This is a genomic window from Micromonospora sp. NPDC049801 (assembly GCF_040656575.1).
Lineage (GTDB): Bacteria > Actinomycetota > Actinomycetes > Mycobacteriales > Micromonosporaceae > Micromonospora.
In genome coordinates this window covers 280479-299982 of sequence record NZ_JBFAMS010000007.1, presented here as the reverse complement: position 1 = coordinate 299982, position 19504 = coordinate 280479, and the positions used below count along the sequence as shown (strand labels likewise).

Below are 19504 nucleotides of genomic sequence, written 5' to 3'. Positions count from 1 at the left end.
TCGGTGATACTGCTGCTTCCCGAGTGCCGGAGGCAGCAGTATCACCGAAGTTGCGTGGATCTTGGCGGGTTACCCCGCGAGCCGCCAGCGCCCGTTGCGCGCGACGAGCGTGGTGAGCGCCTGCGGCATGAGCCCCGAGTGGTTGTCGGGCGTCATGCGGATCGGGCCGGAGAGGCCGTCGATCTGGGACGTCTCCAACACGTCCCGGATGCCGTCCCGGTCGACCTTCCCCGCCGGGCCGCCGGCCCGCAGTTCGGCGTCGGCGATCAGCTGGATCGCGTCGGCGGCGAAGGAGGACGAGCCGTTGTAGCCGCCGAAGCGGGCCGTGTAGTCCTGGAACCACTGCCGCCGGGCCGCCTTCGCCGGCGTGGTGGCGATCACGTCGTCGATGACCATGGTCTGGGTGAAGACCATCGTGGCCTTCTCGGTGGCCCGGGCCGCCGCGCCGAGGAAGAGGTCGCCGGCCGCTCCCGCGTCGAAGAAGAGCGACCCGCGGAACGCGGCCTGCTGGGCGCTGGTCGCGGCGAGCGCGGCCTGCTCCGGCGGGGTCCAGACGACCAGCGCGTCGGGCTTGAGCTTGACGAGCTTGCCGATCTGCTGGCCGACCTCGGTGTCGGTGGTCTTCACCGATTCCTCGCCGGCCACCTTGATGGTGGTCTTGCCCAGTTCGCGGCGCAGCGCGAGGACGCCCTCGCGGCCGTAGTCGTCGTTACTGGCGAGCAGGGCGACCTTGCGGACGTTCTTGCGACGCAGTTCGGTGGTGAGCGCCGAGGCGCTGTCGGCCGCGTTCGGGCCCAGCTTGAACACGTAGCGCCGGTCGGCGACCGGGCTCGAGATCGCCCCGGAAGCGGCCAGCGCAATGGTGGGAATCCGCTTCTCGTTGATGACGCCGACCGCGCCGACCGCGCATTCGCTACAACCGCCCATGACGATCGCGCTGACCCGGGAATCGCTGCTGAAGTCCGCGATGTTGCGCAGTGACTCGGCAGCGTCGGAACGGTTGTCCTTGATCCTAAGGTCGATCTTCCGGCCGTTCAGTGCTCCGGAGGAGTTCAACTGGTCTCTCTTGAGTTCCAGCGCGCGCTGGTATGCCCGGCCCATTGGTGCCGCGGCACCGGAGAGCTCGAGGTCGGCGGCGATCACGATCGGACTCGTGTCCTGCTCCGCTTCGCCGAACTGGCAGCCGGTGAGCGTGGTGGCCACGAGGGCCGATGCGAGCGCCGCGATGGTCGCGGAGCGGATGGGGCTCAACTCAGTCCTCCAGGTGCGGGCGCGGGCGCTGCCCGGTCACCGCCGCTAATCCGTCCTCAGTGGAGGACGGGATCTCCTCTGCCGTACGGTGTGTGCGCGAAGCCTGCAAAACCTTGCCAACGGCCGGCGCTGTGGTCAAGCGCGGACCCCGGTTGCATTTTCGGGACGGTCATCCCACATGCTGGGGTAACGCAATGTTTGCAAAACCTCACTTTGCATACACGCGTGACCACTCTGGAGTTACATGCCCTGATCAGGGGCTTGCGGAAATGAAGGTATCAGTTGACCGGATCAAGGGTTCCGCGCCGTCCGACCGTTTCCTACCTCACTGCGGCTTCCCAAACACGATCTTCTCTGATGAAATCGCGGCCGTGCCGCGCGTGGTCCCCTCCGCTCCCGGCACGGCTCGGCGGGTCAGGCGGGGAAGAAACGACGGAGGCGATGTCGTGAGCACCGGACCGACGACCCTGCCCGCGATCGGCGGCGATACCGGGCGTACGCGCCGGCGCATGCCGAGGCTGCGGGACGCCCGGATCCGGTCCAAACTGGCGCTGATCCTGGTCGTTCCGGTGGCCGCGGTGATCGCGCTCGCCACCGTCCGACTCATCTCGATCGGCGAGGGCGCCTACGACGCCACCCGGGCCCGGTCGCTCACCGCGCTCGCCATCGACGTCAGCGCGCTGACCCAGGATCTGCAGGCCGAGCGGATGGCGGCGGCGGCCTACCTGGCCACTCCGCAGCAGCCGGCCGACGCGTACAACCTGCGGGTACGCCAGACGCAGCAGCGGGTGGACGAGTACCGCGCCGAGCGTGACCGGATCGGCGAGGTGCCGACGGCGGTGCGGGACCGGCTGGCGGCGATCGACGACCACCTGGCCACCCTGGACGGCACCCGCCAGGAGGTGCTGGACCGCCGGCAGATGGCGGTCGCCGAGGCGGTCCTGCGCTACGGCGTCATCCTCACCGATCTGATCAGCTACGGCGACGGGCTGGCCCAGCTACCCGGCGACGAGAGCCTGGCGGACAGTCGCCGCGCCGTCGCCGCCTTCGCCCGCGCCAAGGCGTCCGTCGCCGAGGAGGAGGCGGTCGCCTTCACCGCGCTGACCGCCGGCCAGCTCGACCCGGAGCAGTTCTCCTCCTTCGTGGCCACGCTGACCAGCCAGCAGGAGGCGCTCGTCGCCTTCTCGCTCGCCGCCGACCCCGTGCAGCGGGCCCTGGTCGACAGCACCGTCTCCGGTGACGCCGTCGGCCTCTCCGACCGGGTCGCCACCGACATCACCCGCTCCGTCGGGCAGCGCGCGCTGGTGAGCGCGCAGGACGCCACCGCGGCCATCGGCGCGGTGAACGACCTGATGCGTTGGGCCGAGATCCAACTGCAGGACCGGCTGCTCGACCAGGCCGACGAGGCACGCTCGGACGTCATCCGGCAGGCCGTGGTCGAGTCGATCCTGGTGCTGCTCACCCTGATCATCGCCGTGTCGCTGGCTGTGGTGCTGGCCCGGTCGCTGAACCACTCGCTGCGCCGCCTGCGCGAGGGCGCGCTCTCGGTGGCCAACCACGACCTGCCGGACGCCGTGCAGCGACTGCAGAACATGGGCAGCGTCGGCGACGGCGGGGTGGACGAGATCGTCCGGCAGGTCCGGGATCCGATCCAGCTCAACAGCCGCGACGAGGTCGGTCAGGTGGCGTCGGCCTTCAACGTCGTCCACCGGGAGGCGGTCCGGGTCGCGGCCGAACAGGCCGCGCTGCGCACCAGCGTCTCGGCGATGTTCCTCAACCTGGCCCGCCGTAGTCAGACCCTGGTCGACCGGATGATCGGCGAGCTGGACGCGATCGAGCGCGGCGAGGAGGACCCGAAGCGGCTGGCCCAGCTCTTCGAGTTGGACCACCTGGCCACCCGAATGCGCCGCAACGACGAGAACCTGCTGGTCCTGGCCGGCGCGGACTCGGCCGTACCGCGCCGCGACGACGCGCTCGTCGTCGACGTGCTGCGCGCCGCCCAGTCCGAGGTCGAGCTGTACAACCGCATCGAGTTCGGCACCGTCGACACCGACATCTCGGTGGCCGCGCACGCGGTCAACGACGTCGTACGCCTCGTCGCCGAACTGCTCGACAACGCCACCCGGTTCTCGCCGCCGAACACGACGGTCGTCGCCGACGGTCGCCGCATCCGCGACTACGTCCTGATCCAGATCGAGGATCGCGGGCTCGGCCTCACCGACGAGCAGCTCGACTCGCTCAACCGTCGGCTGGCCGCCCCGCCGAGCGTGGACGTCGCCGCGTTCCGGCTGATGGGTCTGGCCGTGGTGAGCCGGCTCGCGTCCCGCTACGGCATCCGGGTGGAGCTGCGCCGCAACGTCGAGGGCGGCACGGTCGCCCAGGTGACGCTGCCCGCCGCCACCGTGATCCTGCCCAGCAGCCGGGGACGCGAGCAGGCGCTCACCCGCCCGCGTCAGCCGATGGCCGTCGAGCAGACGCCGCTCACCCCGGTCGGCCACGCCGAGTCGTACGCCGGCGCGACCACCACGGCGGCCACGCTGCCGGACCAGTGGCGGAGCAACGCCCCGGCGCCCGCGCAGTGGCAGTCCCCACTCGACACGCGGGACACCACCCCGGCCGTGCAGGCCGGCGGATACACCGGTGCGCGTCCGACGGTGCCGCCCGCCGCCGCGCCGGCCGCGCCGGCACCGCCCGCGCGACCGTCGTACGGCAACGGCAACGGCACTTCGGCGGGTAGCCCCACCGTGGCGTACCCGACCATCGACGCGCTGCCCCGGCGGGGCGCGGCGGCCGACACCACGGACGCCCGGAGCGCGTCGGTGCTGCCGGTCGGTCCGGTCGCCGGGCCGGGCGCGGTCGCCCCGCCGGCGCCGCCCGCGCCGCCGCTCCCGCCCGTGCAGCCCGCCACGCCGTCGCTCCCGCCCGTGCAGCCCGCCGCGCCGGTCGCGCCGCCGACGCCGGCCGCGCCGGTCAGCAACCGGCCGGAGTTCCCCGCCGAAGCGCCGATCTTCCGGGAGATGGAGGCGGTCTGGTTCCGGTCGCACGGCGACGACGCCACCGCGATCTTCACCCGGCCGCAGTTCGACACGCCGCCCCCGCCGGCCGACGCCGGCACGCGGGTCACCAACGGTGGCCCGTCGAGCGCCGCGAAAGCGCCGGCCCGACCGCCGCTGCCCACCCGGACCCCGGGCAGTTCCGAGGGCACCGGAGCGCAGAGCATGGGAAGCATGGACGGATTCGGCACCGCGAAGGCCGGCGGTCGTACCGCCTCGACGCCGACGCCACCACCGTCCTACGCCCCGGCGCCGGCCGCTCCGGCGGCCCCCGTCGCGGCTCCCGCGCCGGCCGCCGCGCCGCCGGCCCCGGACCCGGACGCCTGGCGCACGGCGGCCGACGAGGGGTGGACGCTGGCCAGCCGGGCCGCCGAGCCGGCCCCCGCCGGCACCACCCGCTCGGGTCTGCCGAAGCGGGTGCCGCAGGCGCAGCTCGTGCCGGGCGGTATCGAACCGAAGGGTGGCCGGGACCGCAGCCGGCGGACCCCCGACGAAGTACGCGGCCTGTTGTCGGCCTACCACCGTGGCGTGCAGCGCGGTAGGTCGGCTGGTACGGACCTGAACAGCACCTCGACCAAGGAGAGCCGATGAACAGGCCAGCTGCCATGCAGGACATGGGTTGGCTGCTCACCAACTTCGCCGACAGCGTGGCCGGTATCGCCCACGTGGTGGCGGTGTCCGCCGACGGGCTGCTGCTCGCGTCCTCCCGGGACCTGCCGGGGGACCGGGCCGACCAGCTCGCCGCGATCACCTCCGGCGTGGTGAGCCTGACCGAGGGTGCGGCCCGGATGTTCAGCGCGGGCGGTGTGTTGCAGACCGTCATCGAGATGGACAGCGGTTACCTGTTCCTCATGTCGATCAGCGACGGTTCGTCGATGGCCGTGCTGGCCGCGCGGAGCTGTGACGTGGGCCAGGTGGGCTACGAGATGGCGCTGCTGGTGGAACGGGTGGGCGCGGCGCTGGTGCCGCTGCCCCGGGACGCGGTGCGTTCGTAGCGCCACAGTCCGGCGCGCGGACCGCGCGCCGGAGCAGGGAGGGGAGGCGGTCTCTACCGGCTCCGCGGGAGACGAGGAGGTGATCGGGGATGGACCAACGACGCGTTGACCCGCGTGGCGCGTTGGTGCGTCCGTACGCGGTCACCCGTGGTCGTACCGAGCCCCGGCAGGACATCGCCCTCGAGGCGGTCCTCACCTCCTCTCCCACCCAGGTTGCCGAGTCCCGTTTCGCGGGGCACGACAAGCACCGAATCGCCACGGTCTGCGAGGGCCGTGCACAGTCGCTGGCGGAGATCGCCGCGTACACCCGGATGCCGCTGGGCGTCGCCCGGGTGCTGGTCGCCGACATGGTGGCCGAGAGCCTGCTGACGTTACACACTGCTGCTCCCGCCGAGGGGTTCGAGGAGCGGATGGAACTGCTTGGAAGGGTGCTAAGTGGACTTCGCAGGCTATGACCCCGCTGGGGGGCGGCAGCCGAGCCGGGGAATCGTCTCCGCGAAGATCGTCGTCGCGGGCGGTTTCGGCGTCGGTAAGACGACCCTGGTCGGCGCGATCTCCGAGATCACGCCGTTGACGACCGAGGCGGTGATGACCGCGGCCGGTGTCGGCATCGACGACCCGTCCAAGGTGCCCGGCAAGGAGACCACCACGGTCGCCATGGACTTCGGTCGTATCACCATGGCCCAGGACCTGATCCTGTACCTGTTCGGTACGCCGGGTCAGACCCGCTTCTGGTTCATGTGGGATGAGATCATCCGAGGGGCGGTGGGTGCCGCCGTCCTGGTGGACACCCGTCGGATCACGGACGCGTTCGCCCCGCTGGACTACTTCGAGAACCGGAACCTGCCGTACGTGGTGGCGCTGAACAACTTCGACGGCGCTCCCCAGTATGAGCTGGAGGAGATCCGCGAGGCGCTGGCCATCTCGCCGCAGGTGCCGCTGGTCATGACCGACGCCCGGCAGCGGGACTCGGTCAAGCAGGTGCTGGTGACGGTGGTCGAGCACGCCATGCTCCGCCTCCAGGCGGAGCACGGCCGGGGCTTCCCCACGCCGGTCGGCTGAACCCACGGTCACGGCCGGCTGGATCCACGGTCACCGCCGACTGAACCCACGGCCACGGCCGGCTGGCGACAGCCGGCCGTGGCGCGTTTCAGTCGACCCGGAGCCGGTAGCCGCGCTTCACCACGGTCTGCACCACCCGGGGCGCGCGCAGACCGGCACGCAGCCGGGCCACCGCCATCTCCACGGCGTGCTCGTCCGCGCCCCGGGGCAGGGTCCGCAGCAGGGCGGTACGCGACAGCACCCGGCCCGGGGACTGCGCCAGCGCCCGCAGCACCGCCATCGGCGCGGGAGCGAGGGGCCGCAGGTCGCCGTCGATCACCGCGGCGTGCCCGCGCAACGTGAGCAGGTGGCCGCCGGCCTTGAAGGTCACGGTCCGCCGGGGCAGTTCGTCGACGATGGTCCGAACCAGGGCGCCCAGCCGGGCGCGGCCGGGCGCGCTCACCGGCACCCCGAGCCGGAGCAACGGCTCGGCGGTCACCGCGCCGACGCAACAAGCCAGCACGTCGGTGCGGAACGCGGACACCACCGCGTCGGTACGGTCGCCGGCCGCCCGCAGCAGCGCCTCGACCGCCGGCGCGGAGGTGAATGTCACCGCGTCCACCAGCCGGCCGGCGATCAGGTCGATCAGCCGGTGCAGCGGAGCAGGGTCCGTCGGTGGCGCCCAGCGGTAGACCGGCACCTCGATCACCGTCGCGCCGGCCGCCTCCAGCGCGAGGGTGCACTCGGGCTGCCGCTCACCGTGCAACTGCATGGCGATCACCTGCCCGGCCACCCCCCGCCGACGCAGGTGGTCGACCACCTCGTCGCAGCTCTCCGACGCCGGTGACCACTGGTCGTGCAGGCCGGCCGCACGGATCGCGCCGCGCGCCTTGGGACCCCGGGCGACGACGTACGAGCTGGCGAGCACCGAACGCAGCGGCTCGGCCAGCCCCCAGCCCTCGGCCGCCTCCAGCCACCCACGCATCCCGATGCCGGTGTTGGCCATCAGGATGTCGGGTGGCTGGTCGAGGCAGGCGCGGGTCGCTTCGCGCAGTTCGCTGTCGTCGGACAGCGGCACGATCCGCAGCGCCGGGGCGAGCACCACGCGTGCGCCCCGGCGTTCGAGCAGCGCGGCCAACTCGTCGCGCCGCCGGTCGGCGGTCACCCCGATGGTGAAGCCGGCCAGTTCTTCCCGCATCAGTCCTCCCGTCGCAACCGCACTTCGACGATCCCGTCGTGGCAGCGCGTGTCGTGCCGGGCCACGGTCACCCCGGGCAGGTCGAGGCACTCCCCGGTGCGCAGGTCGTACACCTGCTTGTGCAGCGGCGACGCGACCGTCGGCACTCCGCCACGGCTGCCCACGATGCCCCGGGACAGCACGTACGCGCCGGTGACCGGGTCACGGTTGTCGATCGCGAACAGCCCGTCCACGGTGTGGAAGAGAGCCACCTGCACGCCGTCGACCAGGGCGGCGACACCCCGCTCCGGTTCCAGCCGGTCGAGGGGGCAGACCGCCGTCCAGCCGAGGGTGGTCCGGGTGGTCATCGTGATGCTCATCGCCGTACCTCCGGAAGGCCGAGCGTGACGGGACGACGGCCGTGGCCGTCGGGTGGGGTGCCGCCGCGCGCCGGCACCGGCTGGCCGCGCTCCACGGCGAAGGTGATGGACGGGTCGGGCACGTCGGGGGCGTTGACGAAGGAGGTGTAGCGGCGCAACCGCTCCGGATCGTCCAGCACGTCGCGCCACTCGTCCGAGTACGACGCCACGTGCTGTGCCATGGCCGCGTCGAGGTCGGCGCAGATGCCGAGCGAGTCGTCCACGATCACGGCCCGCAGGTGGTCCAGGCCGCCGTCCATGGCCTCGATCCAGCCGGCCGTGCGTTGCAGCCGGTCGGCGGTGCGGATGTAATACATTAAAAATCTATCGATTAGTCGAATCAGGGTTTCTGTTGACAAATCAGTGGCGAACAGGTCGGCGTGCCGGGGCCGGAAGCCGCCGTTGCCGCCGACGTAGAGGTTCCAGCCGGTCTCGGTGGCGATGATGCCGAAGTCCTTGCTGCGGGCCTCGGCGCACTCGCGGGCGCAGCCGGAGACCGCCGACTTGAGCTTGTGCGGGGCGCGCAGCCCGCGATAGCGCAGCTCCAGCGCCACGGCCAACCCCACCGAGTCCTGTACGCCGTACCGGCACCAGGTCTCGCCGACGCAGGACTTCACCGTGCGCAGCGCCTTGCCGTACGCGTGGCCGGACTCGAAGCCGGCGTCGACCAGGCGTCGCCAGATCTGCGGTAGCTGCTCCACCCGGGCCCCGAACAGGTCGATCCGCTGCCCACCGGTGATCTTCGTGTAGAGCTGGAAGTCCCGGGCCACCTCGCCGATCACGATCAGCTTTTCCGGGGTGATCTCGCCGCCGGGGATGCGGGGCACCACCGAGTAGCTGCCGTCGCGTTGCAGGTTGGCCAGGAAGTGGTCGTTGGTGTCCTGCAACGACGCCTGCTCGCCGTCGAGCACGTGCCCGTTGCCCAGCGAGGCCAGGATCGAGGCCACCACGGGCTTGCAGATGTCGCAGCCGCGTCCCCGGCCGTGCTCGGCGACCAGCCGGGAGAAGGTGCGGATGCCGCGTACGCGCACGATCTCGAACAGCTCGCGGCGGCTCACGTCGAAGTGCTCGCACAGCGCCGTGGACTGTGCCACCCCGGCCGCGTCGAGAAGCTGCTTGAGCATCGGCACGCAGGAGCCGCAGCTCGTGCCCGCCCTGGTGCACGCCTTCAGCGCCGGCACGTCCGAACAGCCGCCGGCGATGGCGGCGTCCACGTCGCCCCGGGTCACCGCGTTGCAGGAGCAGACCTGCGCGGCGGCGGGGAGCGTCCCGGCGTCCGCGCCGCCGCCGTCGGGGGCGAGCAGGGCCAGCGGCGCGGCCGGCAGCGGGCCACCCACGCTGGCCCGCAGCGTCGGGTACGCGCTGGCGTCGCCCACCAGCACCCCACCGAGCAGGGTGTGCGCGTCGTCGGAGAGGACCAACTTGGCGTACACGCGGGTAGCCGGGTCGGTGAACGTGACGTCCAGGCAGCCCTCGGTGGTGCCGTGGGCGTCGCCGAACGACGCCACGTCCACCCCGAGCAGCTTCAGCTTCGTGGCGGTGTCCGCGCCCGGGAACGTCGCCGCGCCGCCGACCAGCCGGTCGGCGACCACCTCGGCCGTCGCGTACCCCGGTGCCACCAGGCCGTGACAGGTGCCGTCGACCGCCGCGCACTCGCCGACGGCCCAGACCCGCTCGTCGGCCGTGCGGCAGGTCTCGTCGACCAGCACCCCACCGCGCGGACCCAACGGCAGCCCGGCGGCCCGCGCCAGCTCGTCGCGGGGTCGGATGCCGGCGGCCACCACGACCAGTTCGGCGTCGACCACCCGGCCGTCGGACAGCTCCAACGCGGCCACCGTGCCGTCGGCGCCCGCGCGGATCGCCGTGGTGGCGACCCCGAGGTGGGTACGCACACCCAGGTCGTGGACGTAGCGGCGCAGCATCGCGCCGCCGGCCTGGTCCACCTGCACCGGCATCAGCCGGGGCGCGAACTCGACCACGTCGGTGCTCAGGCCGAGCAGGCGCAGGGCGTTCGCCGCCTCCAGCCCGAGCAGCCCGCCGCCGATCACCGCGCCGACCCGCCGACCGGCGGCGTACGTGCGGATCGCCGCCAGGTCGTCGAGCGTCCGGTAGACGAAGACGCCGGGCAGGTCGGCCCCGGGCACCGGCGGCACGAACGGGTACGACCCGGTGGCCAGCACCAGCGCGTCGTAGTGGTAGTCGCCCTCGGCGGTGCTCACCACCTGCCGTTCCCGGTCGATGGCGGTGGCCGGCTCACCGAGGTGCAGCCGCACCCCGTCGTCCGGGGTGTGCACGTTCAGTTCCTCTTCGCTCACCCCGTCGAAGTACGCCGAGAGACGCACCCGGTCGTACGCCGGACGCCTCTCCTCGGCCAGTACCGTGACCCGCCAGTGGCCCTGCGGGTCACGGGCGCGCAGTGCGTCGACGAAGCGCTGCCCCACCATGCCGTTGCCGACGACGACCAGGTCCGCGCCGCTCATCGCGTCACCTCCACAGATTCCGCTTCGGACAACCAGTCGACGATGCCGCCGACCGCGTCGCGGCATCCGCCGCATCCCGTGCCGGCCCGGGTGCCAGCCACCACCGCGTCGACCGTCCGCGCGCCGGAGCGCCAGCAGCGCACCAGCGCTCCCTTGGTCACGTTGTTGCACTGGCAGACGACGGCCGCGTCCGGCATCAGCGCCGGTGACGCGCTCGGCGTCGAGACGGCCCCGCCGAGCGCCCGGCCGAGCAGCAGGGCCCGCCGGTCGGCCGGTACCGGGTGACCCCGGTCGAAAAGTTGGATCACCGTGCCGATCGCCGGGTTGTCGCCGAGCAGGATCGCGCCGATCAACCGCTCGTCATGGATGCGCAGCCGGGCGTACGTGCCCCGGGTCGGGTCGGTGAACGTCAGCTCCTCGCCCGGCGGGCCGCCGACCGCCTCGCCCATCGCGGCCAGGTCGATCCCGGCCGCCTTGAGCCGGGTCACCACCGGGCGGGGCCGGTACCGGGCGAGCGGGTCCGTGCCGGTCAACACGTCGGCGAGCACCCGCGCCTGGGCCCACGCGGGCGCGACCAGTCCGGTGAGCGTCCCGTCGTGTTCGGCGCAGTCGCCGAGCGCCGAGATGGACCGGTCGTTGGTGCGCAGCCGGTCGTCCACCACCACGCCGCGCCGCACGGCCAGCCCGGCGGCCTGCGCGAGGGCGGTGTCCGGGCGTACCCCGCAGGAGAGCACCAGCAGGTCGGCGTGCAGCGACCGGCCGTCGGCCAGGTCGAGTCGGACGCCGCTGTCGTCCGCCGCCACCCCGGTGGCGGGCACCCCGAGCTGGATCGTGACGCCGAGCCCGGCGAGTGTGCTGGCCAGCACCGTGCCGGCCGCCGGATCGAGTTGCCGTTCCATGAGGTGGTTGGTCGGGTGCACCACGGTGGTGGCCAGCCCGCGCGTGGCCAGGCCCCGGGCGGCCTCCAGCCCGAGCAGCCCGCCGCCGAGCACGATCGCGGCGCGTGCGTCGCGCGCCACGGCCAGGATGCGGCGGCAGTCGTCCAGGGTGCGGAAGGGGACGACCCGCCGGGGCAGGTCGGCCGGGTCGAGGCCGGGCAGGGGCGGCACCACCGCCCGCGCGCCGGTGGCCAGCACCAGATGGTCGTAGGCGATCCGTTCGCCGTCGGCCGTGCGGACCTCGCGGGCGGACCGGTCCACGGCGGCGACCGTCACGCCCGAGCGCAGGTCGATGCCGTGCCCGGCGGCCTCGGTCAGCTCCACGTCCGGTTCGTCGATGCGGCCCGCCAGCAGCGTGGACAACATGATCCGGTTGTACGCGCGGTGCGGTTCCGCCCCGAGGACGGTGACCTTGCGCTCGTCCCCGCGGGCGTGCAGCTCGGTCGCGAGCCGGGCGCCGGCCATGCCGTTGCCCACGATGACCACCCGGGCGGTCATGCCTTCTCCACCCGGACCGCGCAGATCTTGAACTCGGGCATCCCGGAGATCGGGTCAACCGCGTCGTTGGTCACCGAGTTGGCCCGCCCGGCGCCCGGCCAGTGGAATGGCGCGAAGACCGTGTCCGGCCGGATACCCGGGCTGAGCCGGGCCGGGGCGCGCAGCTCGCCCCGGCGGGACGTGACCCGCACCGGGTCGCCGTCGTCGATGCCCAACCGGGCGGCCAGGTCGGGGTGCAGCTCGACGAACGCCTCGGCCGCCGCGCGACGCAGCGCCGGTACCCGGCGGGTCTGCGTGCCGGACTGGTACTGGGCCAGCACCCGGCCGGTGGTGAAGTGCAGCGGATACGTGGCGCACACCTCCTCGGCGGCCGGCCGGTGGTCGACGGGGTGGAACCGGGCCCGGCCGTCCGGGGTGGCGAACCTGTCGGCGAAGAGTCGTGGCGTGTCCGGCCCGTCCGCGCTGGGACACGGCCAGTGGACGCCGTCGGTGGCGTCGATGCGCTCCCAGGTGATGCCGGCGTAGTCGGCGATGCCGCCCGCGGAGGCGCGGCGCAGATCGCCGAAGACGGTGGCCGGGTCGGTCGGGAACCGCGCCGCCGCCGTCTCGGCGTCGCCCAAGCGTCCCGCCAGGTCGGCGAGGATGGCCAGGTCGGTGCGGACGTCCGGCGGCGGTGGGCGCAGCGCGCGCCGACGCAGCACCCGACCCTCCAGGTTGGTCATCGTGCCGTCCTCCTCGGCCCACTGGGCGGTGGGCAGCACCACGTCGGCCAGCGCCGCCGTCTCGGAGAGCAGTAGGTCGGCGACGACCAGCAGGTCGAGGTCGCGTAGCCGGCCCTCGATCCGGGCGGCCCGGGGAGCGGAGACCACCGGGTTCGAGCCGAACACCAGCAGCGCCCGGGGACCGTCGGCGGTGCCGAGCGAGTCGAGGAGCTGGTACGCCGGCACACCGGGACCGGGCAGCTCGTCGGCCGGTACGCCCCAGACGCCCGCGACGTGTTCCCGGGCCGCCGGATCATCGATCCTGCGGTAGCCGGGGAGCTGGTCGGCCTTCTGCCCGTGCTCCCGCCCGCCCTGACCGTTGCCCTGGCCGGTGAGGCAGCCGTACCCGGAGCCCGGTCGGCCCGGCAGGCCCAGGGCGAGGGCCAGGTTGACGTACGCGGTGACGGTGTCGACGCCCTTGGCGTGCTGCTCGGCTCCGCGCGCGGTCAGGATGATCACCCGGCCGCCGGTGCCCAGCGCGCGGGCGGTCGCCTCGAGATCGGCCACCGGCACCCCGGAGAGCTGTTCCGCGCGGGCCGGCCACCAGGCGGCGACGCTGCGGCGGACCGCGTCGAAGCCGGTGGTGCGCTCGGCCACGTACGCCTGGTCGACGCAGCCCTCGGTGAGCGCGATGTGCAGCAGCGCGTTGGCCACGGCGAGGTCGGTGCCGGGCAGCGGTTGCAGGTGCAGGTCGGCCTGGCGGGCGGTGGCGGTGACGCGGGGGTCGACGACGATGAGCTTCCCGCCGCGTTGGCGCTGCTCGGTGAGCCAGCGCACCAGCGGCGGCATGGTCTCCGCCGGGTTGGCGCCGACCAGCAGCAGCGTGTCGGCCTGACCCAGGTCGGACAGGGGGAACGGCAACCCTCGGTCGATGCCGAAGGCGCGCATCCCGGCGGCGGCCGCCGAGGACATGCAGAACCGCCCGTTGTAGTCGATGTTGCGGGTACGCAGTGCGACCCGGGCGAACTTCCCCAGCGCGTACGCCTTCTCGTTGGTCAGCCCGCCGCCGCCGAAGACGGCGACCGCGTCCCGCCCGGAGCTGTCCTGGATGGCGCGTACGCCGGTGGCGACCCGGTCCAGCGCGGCGTCCCAGGTCGTCGGGCGCAGCTCGCCGCTGACGGTGTCACGCACGAGCGGGCTGGTCAGCCGGTCCGGGTGGTCGAGTAGCTCCGCCGAGGTCCAGCCCTTCTGGCACAGCCCACCCCGGTTGGTCGGGAACTGGCGGGGGAGCACGCTCACCCCTGCCTCGTCCTCGCGCAGGGTCATCCCGCACTGGAGAGCGCAGTACGGGCAGTGCGTCGCCACCTCCCGGGGCGTACGCCCCGATCGAGTTGCCGGCCGTGCACCGTCTGTCATGTCGGCAAAGCGTGCCGCCGGGCAGTTTCCAGTCCGGGTCCCTTCTGTTTCGGTCCTGTCAAGTGGGCCTCACACCGCACGGGAGCAACGGGCGTGACGGGTAGGTGGCGGCGGACCGACAGTCACCCCTCCAGGTCGGCGCGGTTCGGTCGGCGGGACAGCGAAAGCCAGCCCAGAAACCGGGCGTGAAGTGCCCGCAGGTCAGGATCAAGACCCAGGGCGTACCGGTCGGCAACCGCGTCCTGCATGTTCGCTGCCAGGTAGAACGCCAGGGCGATCGAATGGCCGTGGAACTCGGTCGCGAGGTGAAGCTGTGCCGGCGGGCACGGCCAGGGAGCGGCACAGTTGCCGCAGAGCCACGCCGGGCGCATCGGATGGTGCGGGCGAGGACGACGGGTCATCGAACACGCACCGGACCGCGCCTGACGGGAGTGCGGGTGGTCGAGCGACGGGCCGCCGGGGCGGACGCGCCCGCCCAGATCAGGCCCACCGGCATCACGAACAGGGACCGGCGCGCGACCGCGTCGCCATTCGGGGCCAGCTCGTAAGCGTCAATCCACAGCCACCCGTCGTACGTCGGCCAGTCGAGCACGCGAATCACGCGGACGAAGATCGGGTGCAGGAACTGCACACTCGCGGCACGCGTCAGGTGCAGCACGTCACCCGTGTGTGGCTTCCGCGGTGTGGGCTTCGGTGTGGGTCTCCGATCCGGCGGCTTGTCCGGCACGGTGCTCTCTCCCCCTGGTCGTCACTGTGGGAAGGGGCCGCCCCGCGATGCCCACGGGCCAGGGGCGGCCCCGATACGAACGCGTCCGCCGGGCTCTGATCCCTACCGGCCGCACCGCCTGATCTCACCTTGCGGGCAGTAACAGGACAAGAACAGCCCGTAGCGATATGGTCGCGAGACATTCCGCGCATCCGAGGGGGGAAGTCGTGAACGATGCGCTACGCGCCGCGCTAGCAGAGACGGGTCATTCGATTGAGTCCCTGGCAGGGCTGGTCGGGGTCGATCGGAAGACGGTCGCGCGCTGGCTGAACCACGACCACATTCCCCACCCCCGACACCGGGAGGCGGCGGCGAGTGCGCTCCGACGGCCCATAGGGGACATCTGGCCGGACACTTCAAGACGCCGCGAGCCAATTTGGTTCCGACCATGGCAGGAGATTGAGCGCGAGGCGATCTCGCTGCGGTCGTTTCAGTCGACCGTCCTCCCCGGCCTCCTCCAGACCGAGGCATATGCCCGCGCCGTGCTCGCCGGAGCCGACGTCATCGCCCGCAGCGACGTCGAGCGACACCTGGCCTCACGGCTCGCCCGGCAAAGCATCCTGACCCGTGAAGACCCGCCACACTTCACCGCCGTTGTCGACGAAGCCGTGTTGCGGCGGCCGGTCGGTGGACGCGCCGTCATGCGTGAGCAGGTACGGGCCCTCGTCGCCGCGTGCGGGGCCCCGCACGTCCGCGTGCACATCGTCCCCTCCACCGTCGGCGCGTACGCTGGCCTGAATGGACCCTTCGTGATCGCCGTGGGGCCTGAGCATCGGATTGCCGGTTACCTCGACAATCAGCTTCAGGGGCAGGTCGTCACCGGTGCTGAGGACATAGCGGCGATGCTGGCCGCGTGGGAGAACGTGCGCGGTGAGGCGTTGTCCCACTGGCAATCCGTCGAGCTACTTACGGAGATGGCGAAGACATGGAACTGACCGGCGCGCAGTGGCGTAAGAGCACCCGCAGCAGCGGCAATGGCGGCGACTGCGTCGAGGTTGCGGACAACCTGCCTGGCATCGTCGGTGTGCGGGACTCGAAGGACCCGGCAGGGCCGGTGTTGGCCTTCGGGTCAGCGGCTTGGCAGGCGTTCGTCGGTATGGCGAAGGCACACGACCCGGCCTGAACAGCTAGACGTAGCGGCCCCCGGCTCCTGAAACCCACGAAGGGTGCCGGGGGCTTTCGCGTATCCGGGGTCGGCGGCGTTGGCCCATCGGCGCTTATAATGTGGGAAATCTGTCTCACTAAATGGGAGTGCGCGCGATGAGTGTGGTGGACGTTTTCGACGCGGTGGCCGGCACCTACGACGAGGCGCGGCGGCGGCTGGTGCCCTGCTTCGACGCCTTCTACGGCACGGCCGTCGAGGTGGCCACACCACCGCTGCGTGCCGCGCTGGCGGCGGGGCGTACCCCCGAGGTGCTGGACCTGGGCGCGGGCACCGGGCTGCTCTCGCTCCTGCTGGCCGCGGCGGTGCCCGGGGTCCGGCTGACCCTTGTGGACGCCGCGCCGGCGATGCTGGCCCGCGCCACCGACGAGCTGTCGGCGCGTTCGGTGCCGCACCGGACCGTCCAGGCGGACCTGTCCGACGAGCTGCCCCCCGGCCGCTACGACGCGGTGGTCAGCGCGCTCGCGATCCACCACCTGGACGACGACGGCAAGCGGGCGCTCTACCGGCGGGCCGCCGCCGCCCTGACGCCCGGTGGGGTGTTCGTCAACGCCGAGCAGGTCGCGGGGCCGACTCCCGCGCTCGACCAGCGCTACGACGAGGTGTGGATGGCGCGGATCGCCGAGTTGGGGTCGTCGCCGGAGGAGATCGCCGCCTCTCGGGGCCGCATGCGCTACGACCTTCCGGCGACCGTCGCCGACCAGTGCCGATGGCTCGACGAGGCCGGCCTGGTCGACGTCGACTGCTACTTCAAGGAGTGGCGTTTCGCGGTGTTCGGCGGACGTGCCCGCTGACGATATGCACGTTTCGACACCCGGGAGCGAGCCGGCCACCGCGTGGATGACTGACAGTCATACCGATGGGTAGTCTCACCGGCATGACTGCCAAGGTGACGCTGTCGTTCACGGACGAGACGATCGAGGAGGCCCGACGCTTCGCCAAGCGCGAAGGGCTGTCCCTCTCGGCGTGGATGGACCAGGCCGCCCGGGAGAAGGCGCTGCGCGAGGTCTTCACCGCGCACGCCGCCGCCGTGGGACGCGCCGGCCTCGACCTGGAGTCCGCCGCCCTCGCCGACGCCCGCGAGGTGGGCATGGTCAACGACCTCTTCTCCGGTGAACCGCCGCGTGCTGCGCAGGGGTGAGGTCTGGCGCATCGAGGGCGCCCGGGAACGCCTCGGTCTGGTGATCAGCTCGGATGTCTACAACTCCACCGACGTGCCCATCGTGATCGTCGTCGAGGTGGTCGAGGAGTCGCTGCTGCGCGACTCGCCCCTGGCCGTGCCGATGGGCGCGTACGTGGTGATGCCCGACCGGATCTCCTCGCCCATGAAGAAGTGGTTCACCGAGTGCGTGGACGTCGCCGACACCGACACGATGCTCCGGGTCGGCCGCGCGCTGCGCATCCTCCAACAGCTCTGAATCGACGGACCTCACCAACGCCCCCGGCCCGTGGTGCGGCAGGCGTTTCCGGGCCGACCCACGACAGGCACTGCCAGGTAACTCCACCTTCCTAGCGTTTTTCCTCGTCAGATCGACGAGGAGGAGCCGCCGTGAGCACGCTCACCAGCACCGCAGTCACCGCCGACCCACCTGCCGTCACCGGGCGTCGACGCCCGCTGGACGACTGGCGGCCCGAGGACCCGGACTTCTGGCGTACGACGGGCGCGCCGATCGCCCGCCGCAACCTCTGGGTGTCGATCTTCGCCGAGCACGTCGGCTTCTCCGTGTGGAGTCTCTGGTCGGTGACCGTGCTCTTCCTCGGCCCCGCGTACGGCATCGACCCGGCCGGAAAGTTCCTGCTCACCGCCGTGCCGGCCGCGCTGGGCGCGGTGCTGCGGCTGCCGTACACCCTGGCGGTGGCCCGCTTCGGCGGGCGGCGCTGGACGATGATCAGCGCGCTTCTGCTGCTGCTCCCGACGGTGCCGATGACGATCCTGCTGGAGCCGGGGGTGTCCTACTCCACCCTCATGGTGCTCGCCTGCCTCACCGGCGTCGGCGGCGGCAACTTCGCCTCCTCGATGGCGAACATCAACCCGTTCTACCCGCAGCACCTCAAGGGACGCGCCCTCGGGCTCAACGCCGGTGGCGGCAACCTGGGCGTACCGGCCGTGCAGCTCGTCGGGCTGGCGGTGCTGGCCACCGCCGGCGCCGCGTACCCCCGGTTGGTGCCTGCGGTGTATCTGCCGCTGATCGTGCTGGCCGCGCTGGCGGCGGCCCGCTGGCTGGACACCGTGCCCGGGGCGCGCAACGAGCCGGGAGCGCTGCGCGAGGCGGCCCGGGACCCGCACACCTGGGTGATGTCGTTGCTCTACATCGGCACCTTCGGGTCGTTCATCGGGTTCGGTTTCGCCTTCGGCCAGGTGCTCCAGCTCCAGTTCGCCGACCGGTTCCCCACCCCCGTCGACGCCGCCTGGCTGACCTTCCTCGGGCCGCTGATCGGTTCGCTGGTCCGGCCGCTGGGCGGGCACTTCGCCGACCGGCTCGGCGGGGCACGGGTGACCTTCTGGAACTTCGTGGCGATGGCGCTCGGCGCCGGCATGGTCCTGTACGCGGCCCGCGAGCGCTCGTTCGGGCTCTACCTGGCCGGATTCCTGGCCCTCTTCGTCTTCTCCGGGATCGGTAACGGCTCCACGTACAAGATGATCCCGGCGATCTTCCGGGCCCGAGCGGCGGACGCGGTGGCCGACGGCACGCGCGACCCGGAGGCCGCCGCCCGGTGGGCGCGACGGATGACCGGCGCGTTGATCGGGATCGCCGGCGCGATCGGGGCCTCCGGCGGGGTGCTGGTCAACATCGCCTTCCGCCAGTCGTTCCTCAGCTCCGGCAACGCGGACGCCGCCTACCTGGCGTTCATCGGCTGGTACGCGCTGTGCTTCGCGGTCACCTGGGTCGCCTACCGTCGTCCGGGGTCGCCCCAGCGGCTCGCCGGCGTGTGAACCGGGTCACGGCCGCCGCGCCCGAGCGCGGCGGCCCACCCCCGTTTTGACCTGCCGATGGGGCGCCGGGTATCGTTGCCTGCTGTTGTACGACATCCAGAGGCGTGCCCTATCAGGTACGCTTGGTCGTTCGTGCGCGCTGGTCCGGCCTGCTAGCTCTGGTCACCTCGGCGCGCGACCCCAGACCGACGACGAGACAAGGTAGACCTGTGCGTACGTACAGCCCGAAGCCGGGTGAGATCGAGCGTCAGTGGCACGTCATCGACGCCTCTGATGTCGTGCTGGGCCGCCTGGCCACCCACGCCGCCACGTTGCTGCGTGGTAAGCACAAGCCGACTTTCGCGCCGCACGTCGACACGGGCGACTTCGTCGTCATCGTGAACGCGGGCAAGGTCGCGCTGACCGGCAACAAGCGCCAGACCAAGGTCGCTTACCGCCACTCGGGATACCCGGGTGGTCTGAAGCAGGTTGGCTACGACGAGCTGCTGACCAAGCGCCCCGAGCGGGCCATCGAGCTGGCTGTGAAGGGGATGCTCCCGCACAACAAGCTCGGCCGTCAGCTGATCAAGAAGCTGAAGGTCTACGCCGGTGCCGAGCACCCGCACCTCGCGCAGCAGCCGGTGCCGTTCGAGATCAAGCAGATCGCGCAGTGAGCGCGGGCGAAGGAAGCAG

The 19504-nt window shown here is 72.2% G+C and carries 19 protein-coding genes; 11 read left to right on the top strand and 8 right to left on the bottom strand.

Annotated elements, in window-relative coordinates; genetic code table 11:
• Positions 1-69: 69 nt before the first annotated feature.
• Positions 70-1251: an ABC transporter substrate-binding protein gene (locus AB0I89_RS15925; protein WP_357126444.1), complete on the bottom strand. Its 1182-nt coding sequence runs from the start codon at positions 1249-1251 to the stop codon at positions 70-72.
• Between the two features lie 446 nt (positions 1252-1697).
• Between AB0I89_RS15925 and AB0I89_RS15920 the strand changes: the two genes are divergently transcribed.
• The 4 genes from AB0I89_RS15920 to AB0I89_RS15905 all read left to right on the top strand — a co-directional run bounded on the left by AB0I89_RS15920 (position 1698) and on the right by AB0I89_RS15905 (position 6361).
• Positions 1698-4895: a sensor histidine kinase gene (locus AB0I89_RS15920; RefSeq protein ID WP_357126441.1), complete on the top strand. Its 3198-nt coding sequence runs from the start codon at positions 1698-1700 to the stop codon at positions 4893-4895.
• Positions 4892-5299, top strand: coding sequence for a roadblock/LC7 domain-containing protein (locus tag AB0I89_RS15915; protein WP_007465177.1), 408 nt, complete (start codon positions 4892-4894; stop codon positions 5297-5299). Before AB0I89_RS15920 ends, AB0I89_RS15915 begins: the two co-directional genes overlap by 4 nt.
• Before the next feature lie 89 nt (positions 5300-5388).
• Positions 5389-5754, top strand: coding sequence for a DUF742 domain-containing protein (locus AB0I89_RS15910; RefSeq protein ID WP_282305307.1), 366 nt, complete (start codon positions 5389-5391; stop codon positions 5752-5754).
• The gene (locus AB0I89_RS15905; protein ID WP_357126437.1) at positions 5735-6361 is read left to right on the top strand and encodes an ATP/GTP-binding protein; all 627 of its coding nucleotides are present in this window, start codon (positions 5735-5737) and stop codon (positions 6359-6361) included. The genes AB0I89_RS15910 and AB0I89_RS15905 overlap by 20 nt, the downstream gene beginning before the upstream one ends.
• An 88-nt stretch (positions 6362-6449) precedes the next feature.
• Here the strand turns inward: AB0I89_RS15905 and AB0I89_RS15900 are convergent, their stop codons facing one another.
• The 7 genes from AB0I89_RS15900 to AB0I89_RS15870 form a co-directional block, all read right to left on the bottom strand.
• Positions 6450-7538 (bottom strand): uroporphyrinogen-III synthase, encoded by a 1089-nt coding sequence (locus AB0I89_RS15900; protein ID WP_355050730.1) that lies wholly within the window; start codon positions 7536-7538, stop codon positions 6450-6452.
• On the bottom strand, positions 7538-7885 hold the full coding sequence (nirD, locus tag AB0I89_RS15895) for a nitrite reductase small subunit NirD (protein WP_357126595.1): 348 nt from the start codon (positions 7883-7885) through the stop codon (positions 7538-7540). Before nirD ends, AB0I89_RS15900 begins: the two co-directional genes overlap by 1 nt.
• Positions 7886-7893: 8 nt before the next feature.
• Complete coding sequence (gene nirB / locus AB0I89_RS15890) at positions 7894-10416, bottom strand: nitrite reductase large subunit NirB (protein WP_357126434.1); 2523 nt, start codon at positions 10414-10416, stop codon at positions 7894-7896.
• Entirely contained in the window at positions 10413-11852 is a 1440-nt protein-coding gene (locus AB0I89_RS15885; protein ID WP_357126431.1) for an FAD-dependent oxidoreductase, read from the bottom strand. The genes nirB and AB0I89_RS15885 overlap by 4 nt, the downstream gene beginning before the upstream one ends.
• Entirely contained in the window at positions 11849-13969 is a 2121-nt protein-coding gene (locus tag AB0I89_RS15880; RefSeq protein ID WP_357126429.1) for a molybdopterin oxidoreductase family protein, read from the bottom strand. Before AB0I89_RS15880 ends, AB0I89_RS15885 begins: the two co-directional genes overlap by 4 nt.
• A gap of 122 nt (positions 13970-14091) precedes the next feature.
• A complete protein-coding gene (locus AB0I89_RS15875) occupies positions 14092-14370 on the bottom strand; it encodes a hypothetical protein (protein ID WP_357126426.1) in 279 nt (92 codons plus the stop codon).
• Positions 14367-14627 (bottom strand): hypothetical protein, encoded by a 261-nt coding sequence (locus AB0I89_RS15870; protein ID WP_357126423.1) that lies wholly within the window; start codon positions 14625-14627, stop codon positions 14367-14369. Before AB0I89_RS15870 ends, AB0I89_RS15875 begins: the two co-directional genes overlap by 4 nt.
• Positions 14628-14902: 275 nt before the next feature.
• On the opposite strand from AB0I89_RS15870, the gene AB0I89_RS15865 reads away from it, so the two are divergent.
• From AB0I89_RS15865 to rplM, 7 genes are all read left to right on the top strand, one after another.
• The gene (locus AB0I89_RS15865) at positions 14903-15670 is read left to right on the top strand and encodes a helix-turn-helix transcriptional regulator (protein ID WP_357126420.1); all 768 of its coding nucleotides are present in this window, start codon (positions 14903-14905) and stop codon (positions 15668-15670) included.
• On the top strand, positions 15661-15858 hold the full coding sequence (locus AB0I89_RS15860; RefSeq protein ID WP_357126417.1) for a DUF397 domain-containing protein: 198 nt from the start codon (positions 15661-15663) through the stop codon (positions 15856-15858). Before AB0I89_RS15865 ends, AB0I89_RS15860 begins: the two co-directional genes overlap by 10 nt.
• Positions 15859-15995: 137 nt before the next feature.
• Positions 15996-16691 carry a methyltransferase domain-containing protein gene (locus tag AB0I89_RS15855; RefSeq protein ID WP_357126414.1) on the top strand — a complete coding sequence of 232 codons (696 nt, stop codon included), beginning with the start codon at positions 15996-15998 and terminating at the stop codon, positions 16689-16691.
• A gap of 83 nt (positions 16692-16774) precedes the next feature.
• Positions 16775-17038: a DUF6364 family protein gene (locus tag AB0I89_RS15850; RefSeq protein ID WP_357126411.1), complete on the top strand. Its 264-nt coding sequence runs from the start codon at positions 16775-16777 to the stop codon at positions 17036-17038.
• Positions 17010-17315 carry a hypothetical protein gene (locus AB0I89_RS15845; RefSeq protein WP_357126408.1) on the top strand — a complete coding sequence of 102 codons (306 nt, stop codon included), beginning with the start codon at positions 17010-17012 and terminating at the stop codon, positions 17313-17315. Before AB0I89_RS15850 ends, AB0I89_RS15845 begins: the two co-directional genes overlap by 29 nt.
• 131 nt (positions 17316-17446) lie before the next feature.
• Positions 17447-18832 (top strand): nitrate/nitrite transporter, encoded by a 1386-nt coding sequence (locus AB0I89_RS15840; RefSeq protein WP_357126405.1) that lies wholly within the window; start codon positions 17447-17449, stop codon positions 18830-18832.
• A gap of 209 nt (positions 18833-19041) precedes the next feature.
• Positions 19042-19485, top strand: coding sequence for a 50S ribosomal protein L13 (gene rplM, locus AB0I89_RS15835; protein WP_007465158.1), 444 nt, complete (start codon positions 19042-19044; stop codon positions 19483-19485).
• Positions 19486-19504 lie beyond the last annotated feature (19 nt).

What these genes read in the sequence shown, in the direction of transcription:
- AB0I89_RS15915 (WP_007465177.1), top strand. Translation starts at nt 4,892, where the DNA reads ATGAACAGGCCAGCTGCCATGCAGGACATGGGTTGGCTGCTCACCAAC.
- AB0I89_RS15910 (WP_282305307.1), top strand. Translation starts at nt 5,389, where the DNA reads ATGGACCAACGACGCGTTGACCCGCGTGGCGCGTTGGTGCGTCCGTAC.
- AB0I89_RS15900 (WP_355050730.1), bottom strand. Translation starts at nt 7,538, where the DNA reads ATGCGGGAAGAACTGGCCGGCTTCACCATCGGGGTGACCGCCGACCGG.
- nirD (WP_357126595.1), bottom strand. Translation starts at nt 7,885, where the DNA reads ATGACCACCCGGACCACCCTCGGCTGGACGGCGGTCTGCCCCCTCGAC.
- nirB (WP_357126434.1), bottom strand. Translation starts at nt 10,416, where the DNA reads ATGAGCGGCGCGGACCTGGTCGTCGTCGGCAACGGCATGGTGGGGCAG.
- AB0I89_RS15885 (WP_357126431.1), bottom strand. Translation starts at nt 11,852, where the DNA reads ATGACCGCCCGGGTGGTCATCGTGGGCAACGGCATGGCCGGCGCCCGG.
- AB0I89_RS15880 (WP_357126429.1), bottom strand. Translation starts at nt 13,969, where the DNA reads ATGACAGACGGTGCACGGCCGGCAACTCGATCGGGGCGTACGCCCCGG.
- AB0I89_RS15875 (WP_357126426.1), bottom strand. Translation starts at nt 14,370, where the DNA reads ATGACCCGTCGTCCTCGCCCGCACCATCCGATGCGCCCGGCGTGGCTC.
- AB0I89_RS15860 (WP_357126417.1), top strand. Translation starts at nt 15,661, where the DNA reads ATGGAACTGACCGGCGCGCAGTGGCGTAAGAGCACCCGCAGCAGCGGC.
- AB0I89_RS15855 (WP_357126414.1), top strand. Translation starts at nt 15,996, where the DNA reads ATGAGTGTGGTGGACGTTTTCGACGCGGTGGCCGGCACCTACGACGAG.
- AB0I89_RS15850 (WP_357126411.1), top strand. Translation starts at nt 16,775, where the DNA reads ATGACTGCCAAGGTGACGCTGTCGTTCACGGACGAGACGATCGAGGAG.